Annotated in this window: 21 protein-coding genes; 13 read left to right on the top strand and 8 right to left on the bottom strand. The window is 62.4% G+C overall.

Going from position 1 to position 18,808, the window contains the following annotated elements; all coding sequences use genetic code 11:
• The first annotated feature begins 42 nt into the window (after nucleotides 1-42).
• The 4 genes from OCA5_RS03690 (at nucleotide 43) to OCA5_RS03675 (ending at nucleotide 5,559) form a co-directional block, all read left to right on the top strand.
• Nucleotides 43-360, top strand: coding sequence for a 2Fe-2S iron-sulfur cluster-binding protein (locus tag OCA5_RS03690; protein ID WP_012564518.1), 318 nt, complete (start codon nucleotides 43-45; stop codon nucleotides 358-360).
• A 20-nt stretch (nucleotides 361-380) separates the two neighbouring features.
• Nucleotides 381-1,175: a sulfate adenylyltransferase subunit CysD gene (gene cysD, locus OCA5_RS03685; RefSeq protein ID WP_012564519.1), complete on the top strand. Its 795-nt coding sequence runs from the start codon at nucleotides 381-383 to the stop codon at nucleotides 1,173-1,175.
• An 18-nt stretch (nucleotides 1,176-1,193) separates the two neighbouring features.
• Nucleotides 1,194-3,116, top strand: coding sequence for an adenylyl-sulfate kinase (gene cysC, locus OCA5_RS03680; protein ID WP_012564520.1), 1,923 nt, complete (start codon nucleotides 1,194-1,196; stop codon nucleotides 3,114-3,116).
• Nucleotides 3,117-3,396: 280 nt separating this feature from the next.
• Nucleotides 3,397-5,559, top strand: a complete 2,163-nt coding sequence (locus OCA5_RS03675; RefSeq protein ID WP_012564522.1) for a malate synthase G — start codon at nucleotides 3,397-3,399, stop codon at nucleotides 5,557-5,559.
• Between the two features lie 174 nt (nucleotides 5,560-5,733).
• On the opposite strand, the gene OCA5_RS19250 is transcribed toward OCA5_RS03675, so the two are convergent.
• The 3 genes from OCA5_RS19250 to OCA5_RS03665 form a co-directional block, all read right to left on the bottom strand.
• Nucleotides 5,734-5,892, bottom strand: coding sequence for a Thivi_2564 family membrane protein (locus OCA5_RS19250; protein WP_012564524.1), 159 nt, complete (start codon nucleotides 5,890-5,892; stop codon nucleotides 5,734-5,736).
• A gap of 117 nt (nucleotides 5,893-6,009) precedes the next feature.
• Nucleotides 6,010-6,654 (bottom strand): DUF2865 domain-containing protein, encoded by a 645-nt coding sequence (locus OCA5_RS03670; RefSeq protein ID WP_012564525.1) that lies wholly within the window; start codon nucleotides 6,652-6,654, stop codon nucleotides 6,010-6,012.
• Nucleotides 6,655-6,701: 47 nt separating this feature from the next.
• Nucleotides 6,702-7,499: a L,D-transpeptidase gene (locus OCA5_RS03665; RefSeq protein ID WP_012564526.1), complete on the bottom strand. Its 798-nt coding sequence runs from the start codon at nucleotides 7,497-7,499 to the stop codon at nucleotides 6,702-6,704.
• Nucleotides 7,500-7,783: 284 nt separating this feature from the next.
• Here OCA5_RS03665 and OCA5_RS03660 point away from each other — a divergent pair, with 284 nt between their 5' ends.
• From OCA5_RS03660 to OCA5_RS03650, 3 genes are all read left to right on the top strand, one after another.
• Complete coding sequence (locus OCA5_RS03660; RefSeq protein ID WP_012564528.1) at nucleotides 7,784-8,881, top strand: AI-2E family transporter; 1,098 nt, start codon at nucleotides 7,784-7,786, stop codon at nucleotides 8,879-8,881.
• A gap of 128 nt (nucleotides 8,882-9,009) precedes the next feature.
• Complete coding sequence (locus OCA5_RS03655) at nucleotides 9,010-9,345, top strand: DUF883 family protein (protein ID WP_012564530.1); 336 nt, start codon at nucleotides 9,010-9,012, stop codon at nucleotides 9,343-9,345.
• Nucleotides 9,346-9,440: 95 nt separating this feature from the next.
• A complete protein-coding gene (locus tag OCA5_RS03650) occupies nucleotides 9,441-9,860 on the top strand; it encodes a phage holin family protein (protein ID WP_012564531.1) in 420 nt (139 codons plus the stop codon).
• 99 nt (nucleotides 9,861-9,959) lie between these two features.
• On the opposite strand, the gene OCA5_RS03645 is transcribed toward OCA5_RS03650, so the two are convergent.
• Complete coding sequence (locus OCA5_RS03645) at nucleotides 9,960-10,394, bottom strand: hypothetical protein (RefSeq protein ID WP_012564532.1); 435 nt, start codon at nucleotides 10,392-10,394, stop codon at nucleotides 9,960-9,962.
• A gap of 99 nt (nucleotides 10,395-10,493) precedes the next feature.
• Between OCA5_RS03645 and OCA5_RS19085 the strand changes: the two genes are divergently transcribed.
• Entirely contained in the window at nucleotides 10,494-10,643 is a 150-nt protein-coding gene (locus OCA5_RS19085; RefSeq protein WP_012564533.1) for a hypothetical protein, read from the top strand.
• A gap of 22 nt (nucleotides 10,644-10,665) precedes the next feature.
• Here OCA5_RS19085 and OCA5_RS03640 read toward each other — a convergent pair whose 3' ends face one another.
• Nucleotides 10,666-11,469, bottom strand: coding sequence for a response regulator (locus OCA5_RS03640; protein ID WP_013912848.1), 804 nt, complete (start codon nucleotides 11,467-11,469; stop codon nucleotides 10,666-10,668).
• Nucleotides 11,470-11,700: 231 nt separating this feature from the next.
• Here OCA5_RS03640 and OCA5_RS03635 point away from each other — a divergent pair, with 231 nt between their 5' ends.
• Together OCA5_RS03635 and OCA5_RS03630 are read left to right on the top strand one after the other, a co-directional pair.
• Nucleotides 11,701-11,922, top strand: coding sequence for a NepR family anti-sigma factor (locus OCA5_RS03635; protein WP_193372367.1), 222 nt, complete (start codon nucleotides 11,701-11,703; stop codon nucleotides 11,920-11,922).
• Nucleotides 11,922-12,470, top strand: a complete 549-nt coding sequence (locus tag OCA5_RS03630; protein ID WP_012564536.1) for a sigma-70 family RNA polymerase sigma factor — start codon at nucleotides 11,922-11,924, stop codon at nucleotides 12,468-12,470. Before OCA5_RS03635 ends, OCA5_RS03630 begins: the two co-directional genes overlap by 1 nt.
• A 133-nt stretch (nucleotides 12,471-12,603) precedes the next feature.
• On the opposite strand, the gene OCA5_RS03625 is transcribed toward OCA5_RS03630, so the two are convergent.
• Nucleotides 12,604-14,244 carry a CHASE domain-containing protein gene (locus OCA5_RS03625; RefSeq protein ID WP_012564537.1) on the bottom strand — a complete coding sequence of 547 codons (1,641 nt, stop codon included), beginning with the start codon at nucleotides 14,242-14,244 and terminating at the stop codon, nucleotides 12,604-12,606.
• Between the two features lie 902 nt (nucleotides 14,245-15,146).
• On the opposite strand from OCA5_RS03625, the gene OCA5_RS03620 reads away from it, so the two are divergent.
• From OCA5_RS03620 to OCA5_RS03610, 3 genes are all read left to right on the top strand, one after another.
• Complete coding sequence (locus tag OCA5_RS03620) at nucleotides 15,147-16,685, top strand: DEAD/DEAH box helicase (protein ID WP_012564540.1); 1,539 nt, start codon at nucleotides 15,147-15,149, stop codon at nucleotides 16,683-16,685.
• A gap of 18 nt (nucleotides 16,686-16,703) precedes the next feature.
• Nucleotides 16,704-16,985, top strand: coding sequence for a translation initiation factor IF-1 (gene infA / locus OCA5_RS03615; protein WP_012564541.1), 282 nt, complete (start codon nucleotides 16,704-16,706; stop codon nucleotides 16,983-16,985).
• A gap of 217 nt (nucleotides 16,986-17,202) precedes the next feature.
• On the top strand, nucleotides 17,203-17,415 hold the full coding sequence (locus OCA5_RS03610) for a cold-shock protein (protein WP_002714433.1): 213 nt from the start codon (nucleotides 17,203-17,205) through the stop codon (nucleotides 17,413-17,415).
• Nucleotides 17,416-17,548: 133 nt separating this feature from the next.
• On the opposite strand, the gene OCA5_RS03605 is transcribed toward OCA5_RS03610, so the two are convergent.
• Together OCA5_RS03605 and OCA5_RS03600 are read right to left on the bottom strand one after the other, a co-directional pair.
• Nucleotides 17,549-18,136 carry a TadE/TadG family type IV pilus assembly protein gene (locus OCA5_RS03605; protein ID WP_013912847.1) on the bottom strand — a complete coding sequence of 196 codons (588 nt, stop codon included), beginning with the start codon at nucleotides 18,134-18,136 and terminating at the stop codon, nucleotides 17,549-17,551.
• Nucleotides 18,137-18,156: 20 nt separating this feature from the next.
• The gene (locus OCA5_RS03600; RefSeq protein ID WP_012564543.1) at nucleotides 18,157-18,720 is read right to left on the bottom strand and encodes a TadE/TadG family type IV pilus assembly protein; all 564 of its coding nucleotides are present in this window, start codon (nucleotides 18,718-18,720) and stop codon (nucleotides 18,157-18,159) included.
• Nucleotides 18,721-18,808 lie beyond the last annotated feature (88 nt).

Raw genomic sequence — 18,808 nt, 5'->3', positions numbered from 1 at the left:
AGTCGAAGAATTTTTTCCTCCCCAATCAGTGAAACACGGGAAATGTATCTTCTTGTCCAGGACCGGGACGGCAAAGAACACAAACTGGAAAGCCTGGAGGGCTGGCGCGTGATGGAGGTCATCCGCGACTGGGGCCTCTCCATCAAGGCGGAGTGCGGCGGCGCGTGCGCCTGCGCCACCTGCCACGTCTATGTCGATCCGGAATGGACCGCGCGCCTCGCGCCGCCGAGCGACGAGGAAATCGACATGCTCGACGGGGCGTTCTTCGTCGAACCGAATTCAAGACTTGCCTGCCAGATCCTGATGACTCCCGAGATCGACGGCCTGCGCGTCACGTTGGCCCCCGGCACGGAGGAGTAGCGACGAACCAATGAGGGCGCATGGACCATCTCGATGAACTTGAAGCCAAGAGCATCTACATTCTCCGCGAAGGCTTCGCGCGCCTGAAACGACTGGCCCTTTTGTGGTCGCTCGGCAAAGACTCCAACGTCATGATCTGGCTTGCCCGCAAGGCGTTCTTCGGCAAGGTCCCGTTCCCCTGCATGCACGTCGACACCGGAAAGAAATTTCCGGAGATGTATGCCTTCCGCGATCACTATTCGAAAGAATGGGGGCTCGATCTGCGCATCGAGCCGTGCCCGCCGGTCGAGGCGGTCGATCCGACGCTGCCACCTGCCGCCCGCTCTGCCGCGCGCAAGACCGAAGGCTTGAAGCTTGCGCTCGCCAAGCACGGCTTCGACGGCCTGATCGCCGGCATTCGCCGCGATGAGGAAGCGACCCGCGCCAAGGAGCGTGTGTTCTCGCCGCGAGGCACGGAGGGCGGATGGGATGTGCGCGACCAGCCGCCGGAATTCTGGGATCAGTTCAACGCCTCGGTGCCGGCCGGCGCTCACTTGCGCATCCATCCGATCCTGCATTGGACCGAGGCCGACATCTGGGCCTACACCCAGCGCGAGAACATTCCGATCATCCCGCTTTATCTCGCGACTAACGGCAAGCGTTATCGCTCGCTCGGCGATCAGGACATCACCTTCCCGGTCGCATCAAACGCATCGAGCATCGCCGAGATCCTGACCGAGCTCGAAAGCACGAAAATCCCCGAGCGCGCCGGGCGTGCACTCGATCACGAAACCGAAGATGCCTTCGAGCGGCTGCGCGTCGCCGGTTATCTCTGAGAGGGGCTGCGCATCGTCATGAATATCCTCGCCACTCCGAATTCCGTGAAGGGCACCGCCGCGAAAACAACCGAGCGTCCGCAGGTTTCCATTGTGATCGTCGGCCATGTCGATCACGGCAAGTCGACGCTGGTCGGCCGCCTGCTGCATGAAACCAACAGCCTGCCCGAGGGCAAGCTCGAGATGCTGAAAGCCGTCAGCGAGCGGCGCGGCATGCCGTTCGAATGGTCGTTCCTGCTCGACGCGCTGCAAACCGAGCGCGACCAGGGCATCACCATCGACACCACGCAGATTCAATTCCGCACGCCCGCACGCGACATCGTGCTGATCGACGCGCCCGGCCACGCCGAATTCCTCCGCAACATGATCACCGGCGCGGCGCAGGCCGATGCCGCCGTGCTCATCATCGATGCGCTGGAAGGCGTGCGCGACCAGACGCGCCGCCACGGCTATCTGCTGCATCTGCTTGGCGTGAAGCAGGTCTGCGTCGTTATCAATAAAATGGACCGCGTCGATTTCAGTCAGGATCGCTTCGAGGAAATCGCGCACGAAATCCGCGAGCATCTCACCACGCTCGGCGTGACACCCACCGCCGTCATTCCGATTTCGGCACGCGACGGCGATGGCGTCGCGGCGAACACCGCGCGCATCGGCTGGTACACCGGCCCGACCGTGGTCGGCGCGCTCGATACGCTGACACCGATGCGGGCGCTGACGGAGTTGCCGCTGCGCCTGCCGGTGCAGGCGATCTACAAGTTCGACGACCGCCGCATCGTTGCGGGACGGATCGAGGCGGGCCAACTCGCGCCCGGCGACGAGATCGTCATCATGCCGGCGGGCAAGATCGCGAAGATCAAGACCGTCGAGAGCTGGCCCGTGACGCCCGTGAGCGGCGCGCAGGGCGCAGGCCGTTCGGTCGGCATCACACTCGACCGCGAACTGTTTCTCGAGCGCGGCGACGTCATCGCGCATCCGGCGACCGCGCCGCGCGACAGCCACCGGCTGCATGCCCGCATCTTCTGGCTGCACGAGACACCGCTGAAGACCGGCGACACCGTGCTGGTGCGCATCGGCACGATGGAAACGCGCGCAAGCGTCGTCGCCATCGAGCAGGCGGTCGATCCCGGCGAGCTGACGAGCCGCGAGAGCACATCGATCGCCCGCAATCATGTCGGCGAGATCGATCTCGCGCTGGCCCGGCCTGCCGCGGCCGATCCCTACACCGACAATCCGCGCAACGGCCGGCTCGTGATCGAGATCGGCGGGCGCATCGCCGGCGGCGGACTGGTGCTCAGCATCGAAGCCGGCAAGCGTGCCGCGCCGATCGATATCGTGCCGGTGGAATCCGCGCTGCAGCCGGAGGAACGGCTCGCGCGCTACCATCACGCGGGCGCCGTGGTGTGGTTCACCGGATTGCCCGCGGCCGGCAAATCGACGCTCGCCCGTGCGCTGGAGCGCCGCCTGTTCACGCGCGGCGGCGCGGCCGTGCTGCTCGACGGCGACACGCTGCGCGCAGGATTGAACGGCGATCTCGGATTTTCACCGGCAGATCGCCGCGAAAATATCCGCCGCCTCGCGGAAGTCGCGGCCCATCTCGCCCGCAACGGCCATATCGCCATCGTCGCCGCCGTCTCGCCTGCCGCGGACGATCGCGCGCAGGCCCGCCGGATCGCGGGCGATCTGTTCCATGAGGTCTATGTCGCCACCTCCGCGGAGGTCTGCGAGAGCCGCGACCCCAAGGGCCACTACGCCAAGGCCCGCGCCGGGCAGTTGCCGGCCTTCACCGGCATCGGCAATGACTACCAGCCGCCCGCGGTCTGCGAACTCGTGCTCGACACCGCAACACGCCCGATTGCCGAGTCTCTCGCCGAGATCGAGCGCATGCTCACCGCACGACACGTTCTGCGGGAGGAGCCGACCGATTTCGCGGCCAATATCTGAACGGAGGAGCCGGTTTTACCGCCCGAGGGGACCCACGCACCTTTTCCCATGACAAAATTGGTCTACCATTCAGTCATATTGTAAATTTTGTAAAATAAGATTTGCAAAATCGAAACATGAAGTCGTAACTCTGCACCCTTCGTCTAATACTTGATGTGCCGCAAAATGCTTCTCTTTGCGGAGGATTTCGCGTTAGATCGCCCCAATCCAATGCATTTCGGCGTACATTTCCTTCCATTTTCCGGAATGGCCGCCGACGGTTGTTGAGAATGGGACTGAAATGACTCGCACTGACATCGCCGGCCTGAAGATCGCTCCCGTCCTGGCAGACTTCATTGACAAAGAAGCCGTGCCCGGCACCGGAATTTCCGCAGAAACGTTCTGGAAGGGCGTCGCCACGCTGGTGAAGGAATTCGCCCCGGACAACCGCGCCCTCTTGCAGAAGCGCGACGACCTGCAGGCCAAGATCGACGAGTGGCATCGCGCCCGCCGCGGCAAGCCGTTCGACCTCGCCGCCTACACCGCCTTCCTGAAAGAGATCGGCTATGTCGTGCCCGAGGCGCCGACCAGGCTTGTCACGACCTCGAACGTCGACGACGAAATCGCACGCATTCATGGGCCGCAGCTTGTCGTGCCGCTCAGCAATGCGCGCTATTCGCTCAACGCCGCCAATGCGCGCTGGGGCAGCCTGTACGATGCGCTCTACGGCACCGACGCCATTCCCTACGACCCGAACTACAAGAAGAACGGCTACGACAAGAGCCGCGGCGCCAAGGTGATCGCCAAGGCGAAGGAGTTTCTCGACAAGTCGATCCCGCTCGCGAACGGCAGCCACGCCGACGTCACGGGTTACGCCATCGAGAACGGCGAACTGGTCGCGAAGCTCGCAGACGGCACCAGCAAGCTGAAGGACCCCGCGCAGTTCATCGGCCACAAGGGCAGCCTTGAGGCACCCTCGGCGATCCTGTTCGTCAACCATCGCCTGCACATCGAGATCGCGATCGACCGCACCGGCGCGATCGGCAAGGACGATCCGGCCGGCGTCAACGACATCATCATCGAATCCGCCGTCACCACCATCCTCGACATGGAAGACAGCGTCGCCGCCGTCGATGCCGAGGACAAGGTGCTGATCTATCGCAACACGCTCGGCCTGATGCAGGGCACGCTCGAAGCCGAATTCGACAAGGGCGGCAAGACCGTGCATCGCGCGCTCAATGCCGACCGCGCCTATACCGGCCGCAACGGCAAGCCGCTGACACTGCCCGGCCGCAGCCTGATGTTGGTGCGCAACGTCTCGATCCACATGTACACCGACGCCGTGCTCGACGCCGATGGCCACGAGATTCCGGAAGGCATTCTCGATGCCGCGATCACCGCGCTGCTGGCGCTGCACGACCTCAAGGCGCGCCGCAACAGCCGCGCCGGTTCGGTCTACATCGTCAAGCCGAAGCTGCACGGCCCGGAGGAAGTGGCGCTGACGGTGCGCCTGTTCGGCCGCGTCGAGGAGTGCCTGTCGCTGCCGGCGAACACGCTCAAGATCGGCATCATGGACGAGGAGCGCCGCACCACGGTCAACCTCAAGAACTGCATCCAGAACGCCGCGGAGCGCGTCTGCTTCATCAACACCGGCTTCCTCGACCGCACCGGCGACGAGATCCACACCTCGATCGAGGCGGGCCCGCTGGTGCGCAAGACCGAGATGAAGTCGAGCATCTGGATCAAGGCCTACGAGGACTCCAACGTCGACACCGGCCTCCTCAACGGCCTGCCCGGCCATGCCCAGATCGGCAAGGGTATGTGGGCCGCGCCCGACAAGATGGCGGACATGCTGGCGCAGAAGATCGCGCATCCGCAGGCCGGCGCCGCCACCGCGTGGGTGCCCTCGCCCACCGCCGCGACGCTGCATGCGATGCACTATCACCTCGTCGATATCGACGCGCGGCAGAACGAACTGAAATCGCGCCCGCGCGCCAAGCTCGCCGACATCCTCACCATTCCGCTCGCCAACTCGAACTGGTCGTCCGACGACGTCAAGGAAGAGCTCGACAACAACTGCCAGAGCATCCTCGGTTATGTCGTGCGCTGGCTCGATCAGGGCATCGGCTGCTCGAAGGTGCCGGACATCCACAATGTCGGTCTGATGGAAGACCGCGCCACGCTGCGCATCTCGAGCCAGTTGCTCGCCAACTGGCTGCACCATGGCGTGATCGAGCGCGAGCAGGTGATGGAAGCCTTGAAGCGCATGGCGCTCATCGTTGACAAGCAGAACGCGGGCGATCCGAACTACAAGCCGATGGCGCCCGGCTATGACGGCATCGCCTTCCAGGCCGCCTGCGACCTCATCTTCAAGGGGCGCGAGCAGCCGAACGGCTACACCGAGCACATCCTTCACGCCCGGCGGCGCGAGATCAAGGAAGCGGCGCGAAAGCTCGCATCCTGACGCTCTCCTGATTGCTGAAATCAAAAAGCCCGGCTCACGCCGGGCTTTTTTTATGCTCGTGTCATTTTTCATACTCGTGTCATTGCCGGACTTGACCTGGCAATCCATCCCTTTTGCATGATGGATGCGCGGATCAAGTCCGCGCATGACACCCATTGATCTGTGGAGAGAGCTCTACAGCGTGATGTATCGCACCAGCGACAGAATGCCGATGATGATGACGACGATGCGAAGGATCTGCTTCGCGCGCCCGTCCACCGGCAGCATGTTGACGAGATAGAGAACCAGAATAACGATGACGAAGGTAATCAATGCGCTGATGAGCAGGGCCATGAAAATTCCCGTGAAGTCCCGTTGTTGACCGTGGCGGCCCAAACGGCCACCCGCACGTCAACGCCGCCGGGAACCCGCGGTTCCACGCATCAGACGAAGGACTATAAGCAGCGTCCCTTACTGCGCCGCCATCACCGGAATGCCGGTGAAGCGCGACGCCGCGGTCCGGCTCTCGGCCGGGCTCGTCTTCAGGGTCTGCCTGGATTTACCGCCATTGGCGACCAGCGTGCCATCACCGGTCGCAACCAGATCGCCCTTGCGCAGCGTCGGGTCGTTGCTGACATCGATATGCGCGAGGCCGCCCGTGGTTTTGCCGTTGCAGGTGCAGCCGCTCACGAGCTCGGTGCGATAACGGAAGGCATTGGGCAGCGCCGAGTACGGCTTGCCGGTCTCGGTGGCGGCACTGTCGATGTCACGCCCGAACACCACGCGGGTCTCGCTCGCCGGACAGAGATTCTGGCAGGTCTCGGCCTTGCTCTGGCCGCCGGTCGCGCTGATCGGGAAGTAGCGGCCATCGCAGGTCCGCACGCAATAGGCCGCGCCCGAACCCGAGGCGACACGCGGACGCGGCGCGACGTCACCATCGCCGAACGGCAGACCGAACGGCATCGACGGCGCCTGATGACGCGGCGAGGTAAAGCCGCCGAACAGATCCGAGAAGAAGTCACCAGCCGCGGCGGGCGAGCCCGGCAACGCCGCTGCGATCATCAGGCTTGCTGCGGCAAACACCGTGCGCGCGATCCATCTGCGGCTGTCCTGCATGCGACTGTCCTTCAACTCTTTCGTTACCGCGTCCTACAGGCCGATTGTTAATTGAGCGTCGTCAGTTGCAGCGGCTTGAGCGACCTTCCTGTCGCGCTGGTGAACGAAGCCTGCGCGGGCCTTGCGCGTTTTGCTTCAAATTGCGGCGAACTGCCCTTCGGCAGCACGACCACCTTGGCGCCGAGCTTCACGCGGCTGAAAAGATCGGTGACATCCGCATTGGTCAGGCGGATGCAGCCGCTCGAGACGAACTTGCCGATGGTGGAGGGATCGTTGGTGCCGTGGATGCGGTAGTCGCTATGGCCGAGATACATCGCCCGCGCACCGAGCGGATTGCCCGGCCCGCCCGCGACGAAGCGCGGCAGATAAGGCTGGCGCGCAATCATCTGCGCCGGCGGATGCCAATCCGGCCATTCCGCCTTGCGCGAAATGCTCTGCACGCCCGACCAGGTGAAGCCCTCGCGGCCGACCCCGACGCCGTAGCGAATGGCGCGATCGTTGCCGAGAATGAAATAGAGATAGGTGTGGCGCGTATCGACGATCAGCGTGCCCGGTGCTTCGCGGCTCGGATAATTCACCACCGCGCGCCGCAGCCGATCCGGTAACGCGGCGTCTTCGGACATCGTATCGCGCGATTGCACGGCATCCGGCTGCACGCCCCAAGCCGGCGCGCTTTGCGAAAAACCTGACGGCGCGGCGTAGCTCAATGTCTGCGCGGACGCAGGCGTTGCGAGTAGCGCCGCCGCGAGAACCGACGCGGCCGTGCCCGATGCAAACGATACGCGCCGCGTAAAACCCCTGACCCAAACGACCGGATTGCCCGTCTGCGTACTCATGGTACTCATGGCCGCCTCCACGCCCCCGAGGCGGGAGCGGGAAGCCAATGCGCGGATGGGCCCTGTGGTTCCTTAACCCATATAGGTGATGGCCTCACGCGCCGACTCCGCGCGCATGCGCAAGCCACGGAACCATCCCGCCCCGCGCGCCGTTATCACGCCCGCGAGTGCGGCTTTTTCTGTCACCGGCAATGTCGCCGGAGATGAGAGCTGTTGCCCATCGATGAGGTGGCACGCCTTGCAGGCAGTCGAAGCGAAAGGCCCTCACCGGATGTGGAGCGAACGGACCGCCGATGCGTGAGCATGCGATCGAAGCCGCAGGCGAGGCCGTTCCGGAAAGCGAAGCCGCTTCTCCTCCCATCATTCAGCGCGCGGAGATCGTTACCTTCTGCCTCGTCGCGCTGCTCGTTCTGTCCATCGTCGCGGTGCTGTATGTGGCGCGCGGATTTTTCCTGCCCGTCGTCACCGCCGTCATTCTCGGCACCATGCTCTCGCCCGCGGCGAAGCGCCTCGAGGCATTGCGGATTCCGCGCCCGGTATCGGCCGCGCTGATCGTGGTGCTAACCTGGATCGCATTCGTCTTCATCATCGGATTGATTTCCGTGCCGGTGGTCGAATGGTTCGACAAGCTCCCCGAACTGGGGCCGATCCTGAAGAACAAGCTGCACGTGTTCGATCGTCCGCTCGCGATCTGGCAGCAATTGCAGGTGCTGCTCGGATCGCCCGAAGGCGCGGAGCAGCCGTTCCAGTTTCCAAAGGTGGCGTGGGTGCAGCCCACCATCGAATTCCTGTCACCGACCTTCACCGAAATCCTGCTGTTCTTTGCGGTGCTCGTTCTGTTCATCGCAAGCTGGCCGGACCTGCGGCGCGCGCTGGTGATGAACTTTCAGGACCGCGACTCCCGGCTGCGGACACTGCGGATTCTCAACGCCATCGAAACCAAGCTCGGCGGCTACCTGCTCACCGTCACCGTGATCAACGCGGGCCTCGGCATCGCAACGGGCCTCGCCTGCGCGCTCGCGGGTACCCCGAACCCGGCAGGTCTCGGTGCGCTCGCCGCGACGCTGAACTTCATTCCGATCATCGGCCCGATCCTGATGTTCGTGGTTTTGCTCGGCGTCGGCATCGTCGCCGCGCCAACGCTCTCCGGCGCGCTGGTCGCGCCGCTCGCATTCGCGGCTTTCGCTTTCGTCGAAGGCCACTTCGTCACGCCGGCCATCATCGGGCGCAGGCTCGCGCTGAACGCGCTGGCCGTGTTTCTCGCGCTTGCGTTCTGGACCTGGCTATGGGGACCCATGGGCGCGTTTCTGTCGTCGCCGCTACTGATCGTGGGACTGATTATCAAGGAGCATATGCTCCCCGAACGCGAGCAATCGTTGCCGCCGGATTGAGGGTTTTCCCCGATGGCGCATCGGGAACCTTCCGCAGCCACCCTGCGTTTGTGCAGCACACGGCCCCGCTCCGCCTGGAGCATTTCAAAAAACGTCGCGCGTACCGACGGTAACGGGAAAACAATCACATGACCGACCAAGCCAATTTCGACCGCCTCCAGAAAGATTTTGAAGCCGTCAAGAAAGACGTTTCAAACCTCACCAAACAACTCAGCGACACGCTGAACACGCTTGCAGGCACCGCCCAGGCGGGCGCCCGGCGCGGCTATCGCAAGGCCCGCGCGCAGGTCGATGCCGCGGTCTCGGACGCCGCCGAGCAAGGCAGCGCGGCGCTCGACATGGCGCAGGAGGCCGCGAGGTCGATGGAAGAAACGCTGGAAGAAGCGATCACCGAACGCCCGATCGCAGCACTCGGGCTCGCGCTCGGCCTCGGCTTTCTGATCGGCGTGACGTGGCGGCGCTGACGCGCATTCCCTTTCGAGGCGGGCGCCATCGCGGCCGCCTCTTTTCGTTGACCCGATCTTTTCGTTGATTCCAGTGCAGTCCCCCGAGGCCATTCATGCTCGACAAGTTCGTTGACGACCTGAAGGAGAGCGCCGGCACCATGGCGCGCCTCACCTCGCTCGCCGTTGCCGCCGCCGTCTGTCTTTTCATCACCACCGGTTTTCTCTGCGCCGCCGCCTTCATTTTCGTGCTGGAGCGGCATGGCGCGATGTATGCCTGCCTTGCCGGCGCGGCGGTGTTCTTCGTCTGCGCGGCGCTCGCGGCGATCTGTTACGAAATGCGCAAGCGTGCGATCAAGCGGAAGCCGGTGGAAGCGGCGAAATCGTCATTACAGACGGCGCTCAGCGATCCGATCGTGGTCGCGGCCGCGTTGCAGGCGGTGCGTGTGGTCGGCATCAAGCGGCTGGTGCCGCTTCTGGCGATCGGCGGCATCGCACTCGGCCTGATGGCAAAGCGCTCATCCGCGAAAGAGTAACGTGTCGTTTCTGACATATCGCATCGCTAAAAATAAAACGCGCCTGACTTGAAATCAGGCGCGTTTTATATCGTGTCGCTCACCCACGTCGGCAAACGATCAGGTCACGCAGCGCGCGGGCTGCATCAGTTTCGCCGCAGGCGCCAGCACGCTCACCGCAGGCTCGCAGGCCACGCGCTTCTTGCTCGAAGATGCGCGTTCCTTCGGCTCTTGCGCTTTCTCGCTGGTGCCCGTCTTCGGCAACACGATACGCATCACCACGGAACTGTCGGCAGAACCCGGCAGTCCGACCGAAAGCGTGACATGGCCCATCTCGCCGATCACGCTCGGCGATGCCAGGCGATCGCCTTTCGCCGCGCGCGTCACCTGCGGCATCACGAGAGGTGCCTTGGATTGCGCTTCGGATTGAGCTTGAGGTTGCACCTGCAGGCTCGCCGCCTGCAGATTGCTTCTTGCGGAAAGATCGAGGGGCATGGTGCTGAACGCGAGCGCCGCTGCAGCCGCACCTAAAATTCCTGAAGCCAACTGGATCATGGACGTCGTCGCTCTCTACCTGCATCGACGTGCGATGCCTCGAACAACGATTCCCGGAAGGCTTCGTTCCTGCGGCGTGACGGACCGGGGATAGGCTTTTTGGCGCAGGCTGCTATCCGTCTGGCGCAATCCCCGCCCTATCTGGCCCGCCGCAAACGCGCCAAAGCCGGCAGCCATGAAAAAGCCGTGCTAACTCGGCGGGGAATCGAAATGACACAAAAAAGCCCTGCTAAGCAGGGCTTTCCGTGAAATCAGGTTTTCGCTTGAGATTTCAAGCGACTGTCGTGCGCGGATAGCGGTTTCGCGAATTCCGCTGGAAGAACAGCGCCTGGCTCGCCACCGCCGACACCATTGCCGGCTGGAACGGCTTCGAGATCAGGAACGCCGGCTCCGGCCGCTCACCGGTCAGGAAGCGTTCGGGGTAAGCCGTGATGAACACCACCGGCACCTCGAAGGTGCGCAGCAGTTCGTTCACCGCATCAAGCCCAGAGCTGCCATCGGCAAGCTGAATGTCCGCGAGAATAAGCCCCGGCTGTTTCGACTTCGCGAGCGCCAGCGCATCGCTATGGGTGCGCGCAACGCCGATGACGTTGTGGCCGAGATTCTTCACGAGGCTTTCGAGATCCATCGCAATGAAGGTCTCATCCTCGATGATGAGAACATCCGTTGCGATTTCCGCAGCGAGCTCGCGGCCCGCTGTATCGGCCAGCGCGCGAACTTCCGTCACGCTCGTTTCCAGAATGAAAGCAACCTCTTCTTCCGAGAAGCCTTCCAGCGACAGCAACAAAAACGCCTGCCGTGCCGGCGGCGTGATGTTGGAGAGGCGCCGCTCGGACGCCGCCTGCGGCATCGGCTCGCCTTCTTCGTTCAGCGCCACCGAATTCCAGATGCGGGTGAAAAGCCGGAATAACCCGACCCGCGGGCCACGACTTTCATCCAGCAAAGAGGGATCCTGCAATAAAGCTTCCAGCATCGCACCGACATATGAATCGCCGGACGCCTGGCTTCCTGTCAGCGCACGCGCGTAGCGGCGCAACAGGGGCAAATGTTCAGCAACAAGCTGAGAACGGGACATACCCCCTCCATTTGAATCAAATCTCGACATCATGGTCGCAGGCTGATCGGGACTATGTGCCCGAAGCCACGTCCCTATCTACCCCCAACCCCGATTAAAGTTCCCTCGCGTCGGAACTTTCTCTCGGGAAACGCATTACGTTTTGTGAGAATGGCCCCGCAAGGGACCCGGCTGGCTGAAAAAGCATTCTCCCTTAAGGAGTTAACCAATGGCGACAGCATGGATTCAACCATGAAAGACCCCAAGCCGCTTTCCCCCAGGTCAGCCCCTAAAGGTGGCCTCAATTCCGAAATTCAAGCCCGGATCGGCCATCAACTTCGCGCGATGTATGACGACGTCGTCAAACAAGGCGTGCCGGATCGTTTCGCCGAGTTGATCCGAAAGCTGGATGCCGGGGAAGGCCCGCCGGCCGACATGGAGGGCCTGCCGCAAAACAGTGCTGGGAGGGAGTGATGCCTCTCACAAACGCCCTACGCGATGAAATTCTGGCTGCTGTGCCGAGTCTCCGCGCCTTCGCTATTTCGCTGAGCGGAAAGAGCGACCGCGCCGACGACCTCGTGCAGGAGACGCTGCTGCGCGCTCTCGCCAACATCGATTCATTCCAGCCCGGCTCGAATTTGCCGGCCTGGCTGTTCACGATCCTGCGCAACCTGTTTCGCTCCGACTATCGCAAACGGCGGCGCGAGGTGGAGGATGCCGAGGGCAGCTACTCCAAGACGCTGAAGTCGCAGCCGACGCAGAGTTCGCACCTTGAGTTCGAGGAATTCCGCGCCGCGCTGGAAAAGCTGCCGCAGGACCAGCGCGAGGCTCTGATCCTCGTCGGCGCCTCCGGCTTCTCCTACGAGGATGCGGCGGCGATCTGCGGATGCGCAGTCGGCACCATCAAGAGCCGCGTCAACCGCGCGCGCTCGAAGCTCAGCGCCATGCTCTATGTCGACGGCACCGAAGACTTCGGCCCCGACAGCACGGTGCGAGCCGTTATCGGTGGCAGCGGCAACTGACCGCTGCCACCCTTTACCTAAACACGAATCGGAAAAGCGATGGGCCGCTATCTGTTGCTATGGCTACTTGGCATCCCGCTGCCCGTTCTTTTTCTGATCTGGGCATTCGGCGGATTGAACTAATCAATCGTATCTAGCGCGTGGCACGTACGATATAGCTGGTGCGGCTCTTTTCGTTCTCATCGACGACCGTCACCATCGGCGCGGTCAATTCATAGACATAGCTGACGTCGGTGAAGTAGCGCTTCGAGGTACCGCCGAGCGCTTCGGGCGCGACACGGTCGAGCAGCACGATGCCGAAATCGCTCTCGGGGCGGCGGGTCGCGATGCTGGTGTTGAACTCTTCCCAATGGAATTTGAACACTGCCTCCTGCCCCTCACCGGTGACGGTCCAGTTCGCGACGATATGAGGATGCTTGCCGACCAGCGAGAGACCTTCGTCGGAATGCGACGCCAACTCAAAGAACAGCAATGACAGGCTCTGCGCCGCACGCGCCGACACCGTAATATCGGGGCCATCGAGCGCAATGCGATCGCCATGCGGGATCGCCCGTGAATCGAACAGGCCCTTCAGCTTCACGCCCTGCCACTGGCTGTCGCTCAACAGCGTCACCACGTTCGACATCGCATGGATGCGGCCAATCAGAAGCTCGCGGGCGATATCGATATCGGTGCCGTGGCGGAGCGTTCGCGTGACGATCGACTGGATCACGGCCAGGATGTTTTTGACGCGATGGTTGAGTTCATCGATCACGGCCGTCAATCGACGTTCGAAGCCGATGCGGGCCTCGATCTCGCGGCTCAAGCGGACGTTGTTGTAGGACACATAGCCGAACAGCGAACACAGCACGGCCGTTACCGCGAGGCCGATCAGGCCCGCGACCAGCGCCAGATTTTGCGCGCGCTGCGTCGTATCGGTCTTGGCATAGTAGTCCAGCGTCCAGTCCCGCCCCCCGAACGAGACATTGCGCGCCGTGACCAGATCGTCATCCGAGCGCGCTGCAGTGCTGACAATCTCGCCGCCTTCGAGCGCGAGTTCAGTGGATGCGGAACGCGGGTCACGCAACGCCACCGCAAACAACGACAGATCGTCATTGCTGAGCATCAGCGACAGCCGGTAAGACGTCGCGACAAAGCCGAGAAGAGAGTTCGTCTCCTCCCGCATCACCGGCACCGCCAGCACGATGCCGAGCGGCCGATCGGGCGGCAACAGCCGTAACGGATCGGATGCCGTCGGCGCGCCTGTCGCTGCCGCCTTCGCCAGCATCGGCCCGATCACCGGGTCCTGATCGTAGGCCCGGCCCGGCTGGCTCATGGTCGTCGCATCCTGCGGCTCGACATCCATCAGAACGTCGACACCTTTCGCCGCCACAGCAGGTGCAATCGGCGCGTCGTCGAACGATCGGATTTGCGGATTCTGGAAGTCCGCGCTTTTGAGTTCAGCTTCGGCGGCCGCAAAGTCGGACGGCAACAGCCGCGCAATCCAGCCCGTCATGACGAAATCGGTTTTCAGCACATAGATCGACGAGCGCAGCGGCTGCAGCGCGCGGGCCGAGATCGCGGTGGAAGGACGAAACACGCCGGCGGAGACCCGTGCCAGAACCTCGCGCTCGCTGAGGCGCTCCTGAACCAGGCTTGCATGGGCATCGATCTCGCGGACGAGCGCCGTGCGATCGATAACGCTCTCCTGCTCATAGATGCGATAGGACACCAGCCCCGAGACCAGCACTCCGATAACAGCGATGAGACCGATAAAAAATCCGACCCGAAGCACGCTTATCGACTCTCGCAAAATGAATTGTCAGGAAGGTGTCTCAACTCGCCGCGCCTCCTTCAGCCAAGGAACGGGACAAGGAACGGGACGGAAAACAGAAGCCGGGATCGTAGGGAAAAGGCACTTCGAAAGGACGCAAACACCAACTTCAAAACTCCACTCATTTCCGGTTCGGACATTCTGACGGGAAAAACTTTCGCCAACCTTCCGTGCAGGCGACCTGGCACCGGGGCGACGTCATCAATCCCTCAGAAAGCAGCAAGACACTGCCTGAGTCCGGCCGGACGATCCCATCAGGCCTAGGCGGATTAAACCTTTCAAATCAAAATGGTTCCAATCTCAAGACGATCGCACCGCTTTAAGCCTGCCCCGATTGAGGGCCTTCACAGACGACGACCGTCTTTCGACGCCACCGGACAGGGTCTGCGGAGAAAATCACCGGATCGTTGTCGTTATCATCAGCCCGAGCACAACGATGAACAGGCCAAACAGCACCGCGGCGAGCAGAAGGTCGCCGTAATCCACTGATTTCCTGTGAAGCTTCAAACGCATGACTATCAAACCGGGAAACGCGGCTGCAGTTCCGGGCGCTGGGATTCATCCTTTGGACCTGCATTCATCGTAAACGGCATCTTGAGAGCAGCCCGCTTCGGCACGATAATTCTGCGGCGCAGCATCTTTAACCTTGAAAGTGCCGCCTTTGTCCGTCATAGCACTGCACACGACCTTGAGAATCATCAGGTCCTTGCGAGCCGCGTGTTCGGACACCCTCTGCGGTTTCTGGCTTGCCCCTTATCCTCCCGGACCGACACCTTCAGCACGCAGGTGTCTTCAAGACACCAGACAATGCCCGAATCCGTAAAGGATGGCCGGGCCTCATCGATTCATACAGAAAGCGTCCCTTGACCTCTTTTCAGGATTTCGGTCTCGCCGAGACCATCACGCGTGCCCTCAGTGAGGAGAACTACGTCACCCCCACCCCGATCCAGGCCCAGACTATCCCGATCGCCATTACCGGTCGCGACGTGATCGGCATCGCCCAGACCGGCACCGGCAAGACCGCGTCCTTCGCGCTGCCGATTCTGCACCGCCTCCTCGAGAACCGGGTTCGCCCGCAGCCCAAGACCTGCCGCGTACTGGTCCTGAGCCCGACCCGCGAACTGTCGGGCCAGATCCTCGACAGCTTCACCGCCTATGGCCGCCATCTGCGGCTTAGCGCAACCCTCGCCATCGGCGGCGTGCCGATGGGCCGTCAGGTCCGCGCATTGATGGGCGGCGTCGAAGTGCTGGTCGCAACTCCCGGCCGGCTCCTCGACCTCGTGCAAGGCAATGCGCTGAAGCTCGGCCAGGTCGAATTCCTCGTGCTCGACGAAGCCGACCGCATGCTCGACATGGGCTTCATCCACGACATCCGCAAAATCGTGGCGAAGCTGCCGCACCGCCGCCAGACGCTGTTCTTCTCGGCCACCATGCCGAAGGACATCGCCGATCTCGCCGAGCATATGTTGCGCGAGCCGGCTCGCGTGGCGGTGACGCCGGTGTCGTCGACCGTCGAACGCATCGCCCAGCGCATCATCCAGCTCGATTCCAGCGCCAAGCCGGCAACCCTGTCGGAACTGCTGAAGTCGGAGCCGGTCAACCGGGCGCTGGTCTTTACCCGCACCAAGCATGGCGCCGACAAGGTCGTGCGCAGCCTCGTCAAGGCCGGCATTCCCGCGGAGGCCATCCACGGCAACAAATCGCAGAACCATCGCGAGCGCGTGCTGGCCGCGTTCCGCAACGGCGACATCCGCACGCTGGTGGCGACCGACATCGCCGCCCGCGGCATCGACGTCGACGGCATCACGCATGTCGTCAATTTCGACCTGCCCAACGTGCCGGAAACCTACGTCCATCGCATCGGCCGCACCGCTCGCGCAGGCGCCGAGGGCACCGCAATCTCGCTTGTTGCCGGGGAGGAGAATGCCTATTTGCGCGACATCGAACGATTGATCCGCATCACCCTGCCGCGCGAAGACCGCCGGACCGGCGGTCAATCCGAGAGCGCCGGACAGGCCGCTCCCCGGGGGCGCGATAACCGCCACCGCCACGGCGCGCCTCGTAACGGCGGCGCTCCCCGCAACGGCGCCTCCCACGGCCGCCCCGGCGGCTCCCGGCAAGATCACAACCAGGACCGTCCGCATAAATCGGCCGGCCGCCCGGCCGCCGACGGCGCGGGCAACCCGCAGCGCTCGAACCGGCATCGCCCCGGGGCAGGCCCGCAGCAGACCCGGCAGGCCCAGCCGTCCGCTCCCCGGTCAGAACAGACCCGGCATGAGCGAACTCGCCCGTCGCAAGCGGGCCAGGGAGGCGGTATACAGGGCGTCGCTTTCCTCCACCGCGGCAGCGCGCCTGCGCGCCCCGCAGAGCAACCTCGCAGAACCCGGCGCCCGCAGCGCTGAGTCAAACCGGAGACCTGTATGGCTAAAGAAGAACTGATCCAATTTGAAGGATTGGTGACGGAAATCCTTCCCGATGCCCGCTATCGCGTCCAGCTCGATGCCGGCCACGAAATCGTGGCCTACACCGCAGGCAAAATGAAGAAGAACCGCATCAAGACGCTGGCGGGCGATCGCGTGACCATCGAGATGTCACCCTACGATCTTGAAAAAGGCCGCCTCATTTTCCGCCATAAGGACGAACGCCCCGCGGGCGGGCCGCCTCGCTCCACGCCTCCGCGCGGACAATTCCGCCGCCGGTAAGCCTCAGGCGCCCCACGCCCGCCTGCCTCCAAAATCACCGGAGGCAGGATTGTTTTGGGGCCCTATTTCGCCTAACATACGCGCCATCGAATTTCGGCCGGACGACAATAGCTATCCTCGGTATAGCCGGTTAGCGCTGACGACCTCTTCCAAATTTCGATCTCACCAACCCGTGGCGACACGGGTTATTCGACATCTACTTGAGAGGACTACCCACGTGAGCATGGGAACAGTGAAGTGGTTTAACGCGACCAAGGGCTACGGCTTCATTCAGCCGGATGATGGTGGCAACGACGTGTTCGTGCACATCAGCGCCGTTGAGCGCGCTGGCCTCGGCACGCTGCGCGAAGGCCAGAAGATCAGCTACGAAATCGTCGCCGATCGCCGTTCGGGCAAGTCGTCGGCCGACAATCTTCGCGCCGCCGGTTAAGCAGTTCGACGCTGATCATTCTATCGAGACTACTAAGGCCGCGCTCTGCGCGGCCTTTTTAGTTTCATGCGATGCTTCTAACCAGCAAGCCATGCTGCAATCCTGGCGACGCCATTGAAAGACACGCGCCGCCTCAATTGCAGGTCGCAGCCGATGGATTTGTCACCGAATCCGTCTCGCGCGGGCGCGTAAAGGTTCTGTCTTTCAAATGAAACGTCGGCGGCGAAAAACTGCCACCGCTTACTCCCGCAACCGGCGTGTAATCGTAACTCACCTCACTCATGATGAGATAGGTGCCGCCGATCCTGATTCCATCCGGGACAAGCTCGGTCACAACATCGTTGCAGCCGCGCGCTGTCGCGTTCAACGATGCACCCCACTTGACCTTGGCGACCAGCGTCGTCGGCTCGATATAGACTTGTGAAATCTTCGCCTGCACGGGCGCACTCGGATAAGGCGCCATGACCGCGGACGATATGTTGAACGCGTTAGGAATGTCGCTCGCTTCGAGCTTTTGTGCCTGCGAGATCAAATCGGATAGCGTGCGCGTCAGAATGATAACCTTCCGATAGACGGCAACGCCGGTCGAGACACCGATGGTGCCCAAAAACAGCATCAGAATAACCGGGAGAATAACGGCGAACTCGACAGCCGCGACACCACGCGTATCGCGCATGAGGCGGGGCACATTCAGCCGTTCGGCTATCCATCGTATCGACATTCGCACAATCCAAACCGCACTTAAGACGATGATGACGATGGCTCGACGCGAAACGCCACGGTCGAGGTCAGCAACCGCTTGTCCGTCCCGATATTTATCAGCGAGAATCCGAGGTTCGTAAAAATAAGCGGCCACTTATAAAACGCCCGCACTACAACGATGTTGCTGCTGTTGGGGTCAGGCGGCTGATAAAGAAAATTACTGGAGATGGGATTCCCTCCTCCATCGAAGAACGGCGGAACGGTGAAGGGTTGGCCGGCGGGATAAGACCGCACGTCAAGAATGACACCGTCGCATGCCAAAAGAACGCTCACCCGGTTGCACAAATTGGTGCGCACCTGCTCGCCTGTCAGGTTTTGGTCCTGGGCCTGATGAGTGAAGAGAAGGCGCGCGGTGTCCTGCGTGCCCGTCTCGAGAATCTGATTTGCAAAAAACACCAGCGCGACTTCGACAATGGCGAAGATCAAAGCGAAGAACAGCGGCGCGACAAGCGCGAACTGAACTGCCGCGCTTCCCTTCCGGTTCGCACCAAATCTGCGCAAGGCATTGCTCAAACGCAGCCTTCGCAGCGACGGCACGGTCATCGTAATTCCCTCTATCGAGCCACTAAATAGCTACCGTGAAGCTAGCCGATAGAGATTGTCGAATGCTTGCAGGCGATGCCGACAAAGC

The sequence above is a fragment of the Afipia carboxidovorans OM5 genome (assembly GCF_000218565.1).
Classification (GTDB): Bacteria; Pseudomonadota; Alphaproteobacteria; order Rhizobiales; family Xanthobacteraceae; genus Afipia; species Afipia carboxidovorans.
The sequence above is the reverse complement of the archived record's forward strand: the minus strand, read 5'-3'. Positions and strand labels throughout refer to the sequence as shown.

Coding starts and splice junctions, on each gene's coding strand:
- OCA5_RS19250 (WP_012564524.1), bottom strand. CDS start 5,892: ATGGCCCTGCTCATCAGCGCATTGATTACCTTCGTCATCGTTATTCTG.
- infA (WP_012564541.1), top strand. CDS start 16,704: ATGGCTAAAGAAGAACTGATCCAATTTGAAGGATTGGTGACGGAAATC.
- cysC (WP_012564520.1), top strand. CDS start 1,194: ATGAATATCCTCGCCACTCCGAATTCCGTGAAGGGCACCGCCGCGAAA.
- OCA5_RS03605 (WP_013912847.1), bottom strand. CDS start 18,136: ATGTCGATACGATGGATAGCCGAACGGCTGAATGTGCCCCGCCTCATG.
- OCA5_RS03650 (WP_012564531.1), top strand. CDS start 9,441: ATGCTCGACAAGTTCGTTGACGACCTGAAGGAGAGCGCCGGCACCATG.
- OCA5_RS03600 (WP_012564543.1), bottom strand. CDS start 18,720: ATGACCGTGCCGTCGCTGCGAAGGCTGCGTTTGAGCAATGCCTTGCGC.
- OCA5_RS03670 (WP_012564525.1), bottom strand. CDS start 6,654: ATGCAGGACAGCCGCAGATGGATCGCGCGCACGGTGTTTGCCGCAGCA.
- OCA5_RS03675 (WP_012564522.1), top strand. CDS start 3,397: ATGACTCGCACTGACATCGCCGGCCTGAAGATCGCTCCCGTCCTGGCA.
- OCA5_RS03635 (WP_193372367.1), top strand. CDS start 11,701: ATGAAAGACCCCAAGCCGCTTTCCCCCAGGTCAGCCCCTAAAGGTGGC.
- OCA5_RS03665 (WP_012564526.1), bottom strand. CDS start 7,499: ATGAGTACCATGAGTACGCAGACGGGCAATCCGGTCGTTTGGGTCAGG.
- OCA5_RS03640 (WP_013912848.1), bottom strand. CDS start 11,469: ATGTCCCGTTCTCAGCTTGTTGCTGAACATTTGCCCCTGTTGCGCCGC.
- OCA5_RS03630 (WP_012564536.1), top strand. CDS start 11,922: ATGCCTCTCACAAACGCCCTACGCGATGAAATTCTGGCTGCTGTGCCG.
- OCA5_RS03690 (WP_012564518.1), top strand. CDS start 43: ATGTATCTTCTTGTCCAGGACCGGGACGGCAAAGAACACAAACTGGAA.
- OCA5_RS03660 (WP_012564528.1), top strand. CDS start 7,784: ATGCGTGAGCATGCGATCGAAGCCGCAGGCGAGGCCGTTCCGGAAAGC.
- OCA5_RS03645 (WP_012564532.1), bottom strand. CDS start 10,394: ATGATCCAGTTGGCTTCAGGAATTTTAGGTGCGGCTGCAGCGGCGCTC.
- cysD (WP_012564519.1), top strand. CDS start 381: ATGGACCATCTCGATGAACTTGAAGCCAAGAGCATCTACATTCTCCGC.
- OCA5_RS03655 (WP_012564530.1), top strand. CDS start 9,010: ATGACCGACCAAGCCAATTTCGACCGCCTCCAGAAAGATTTTGAAGCC.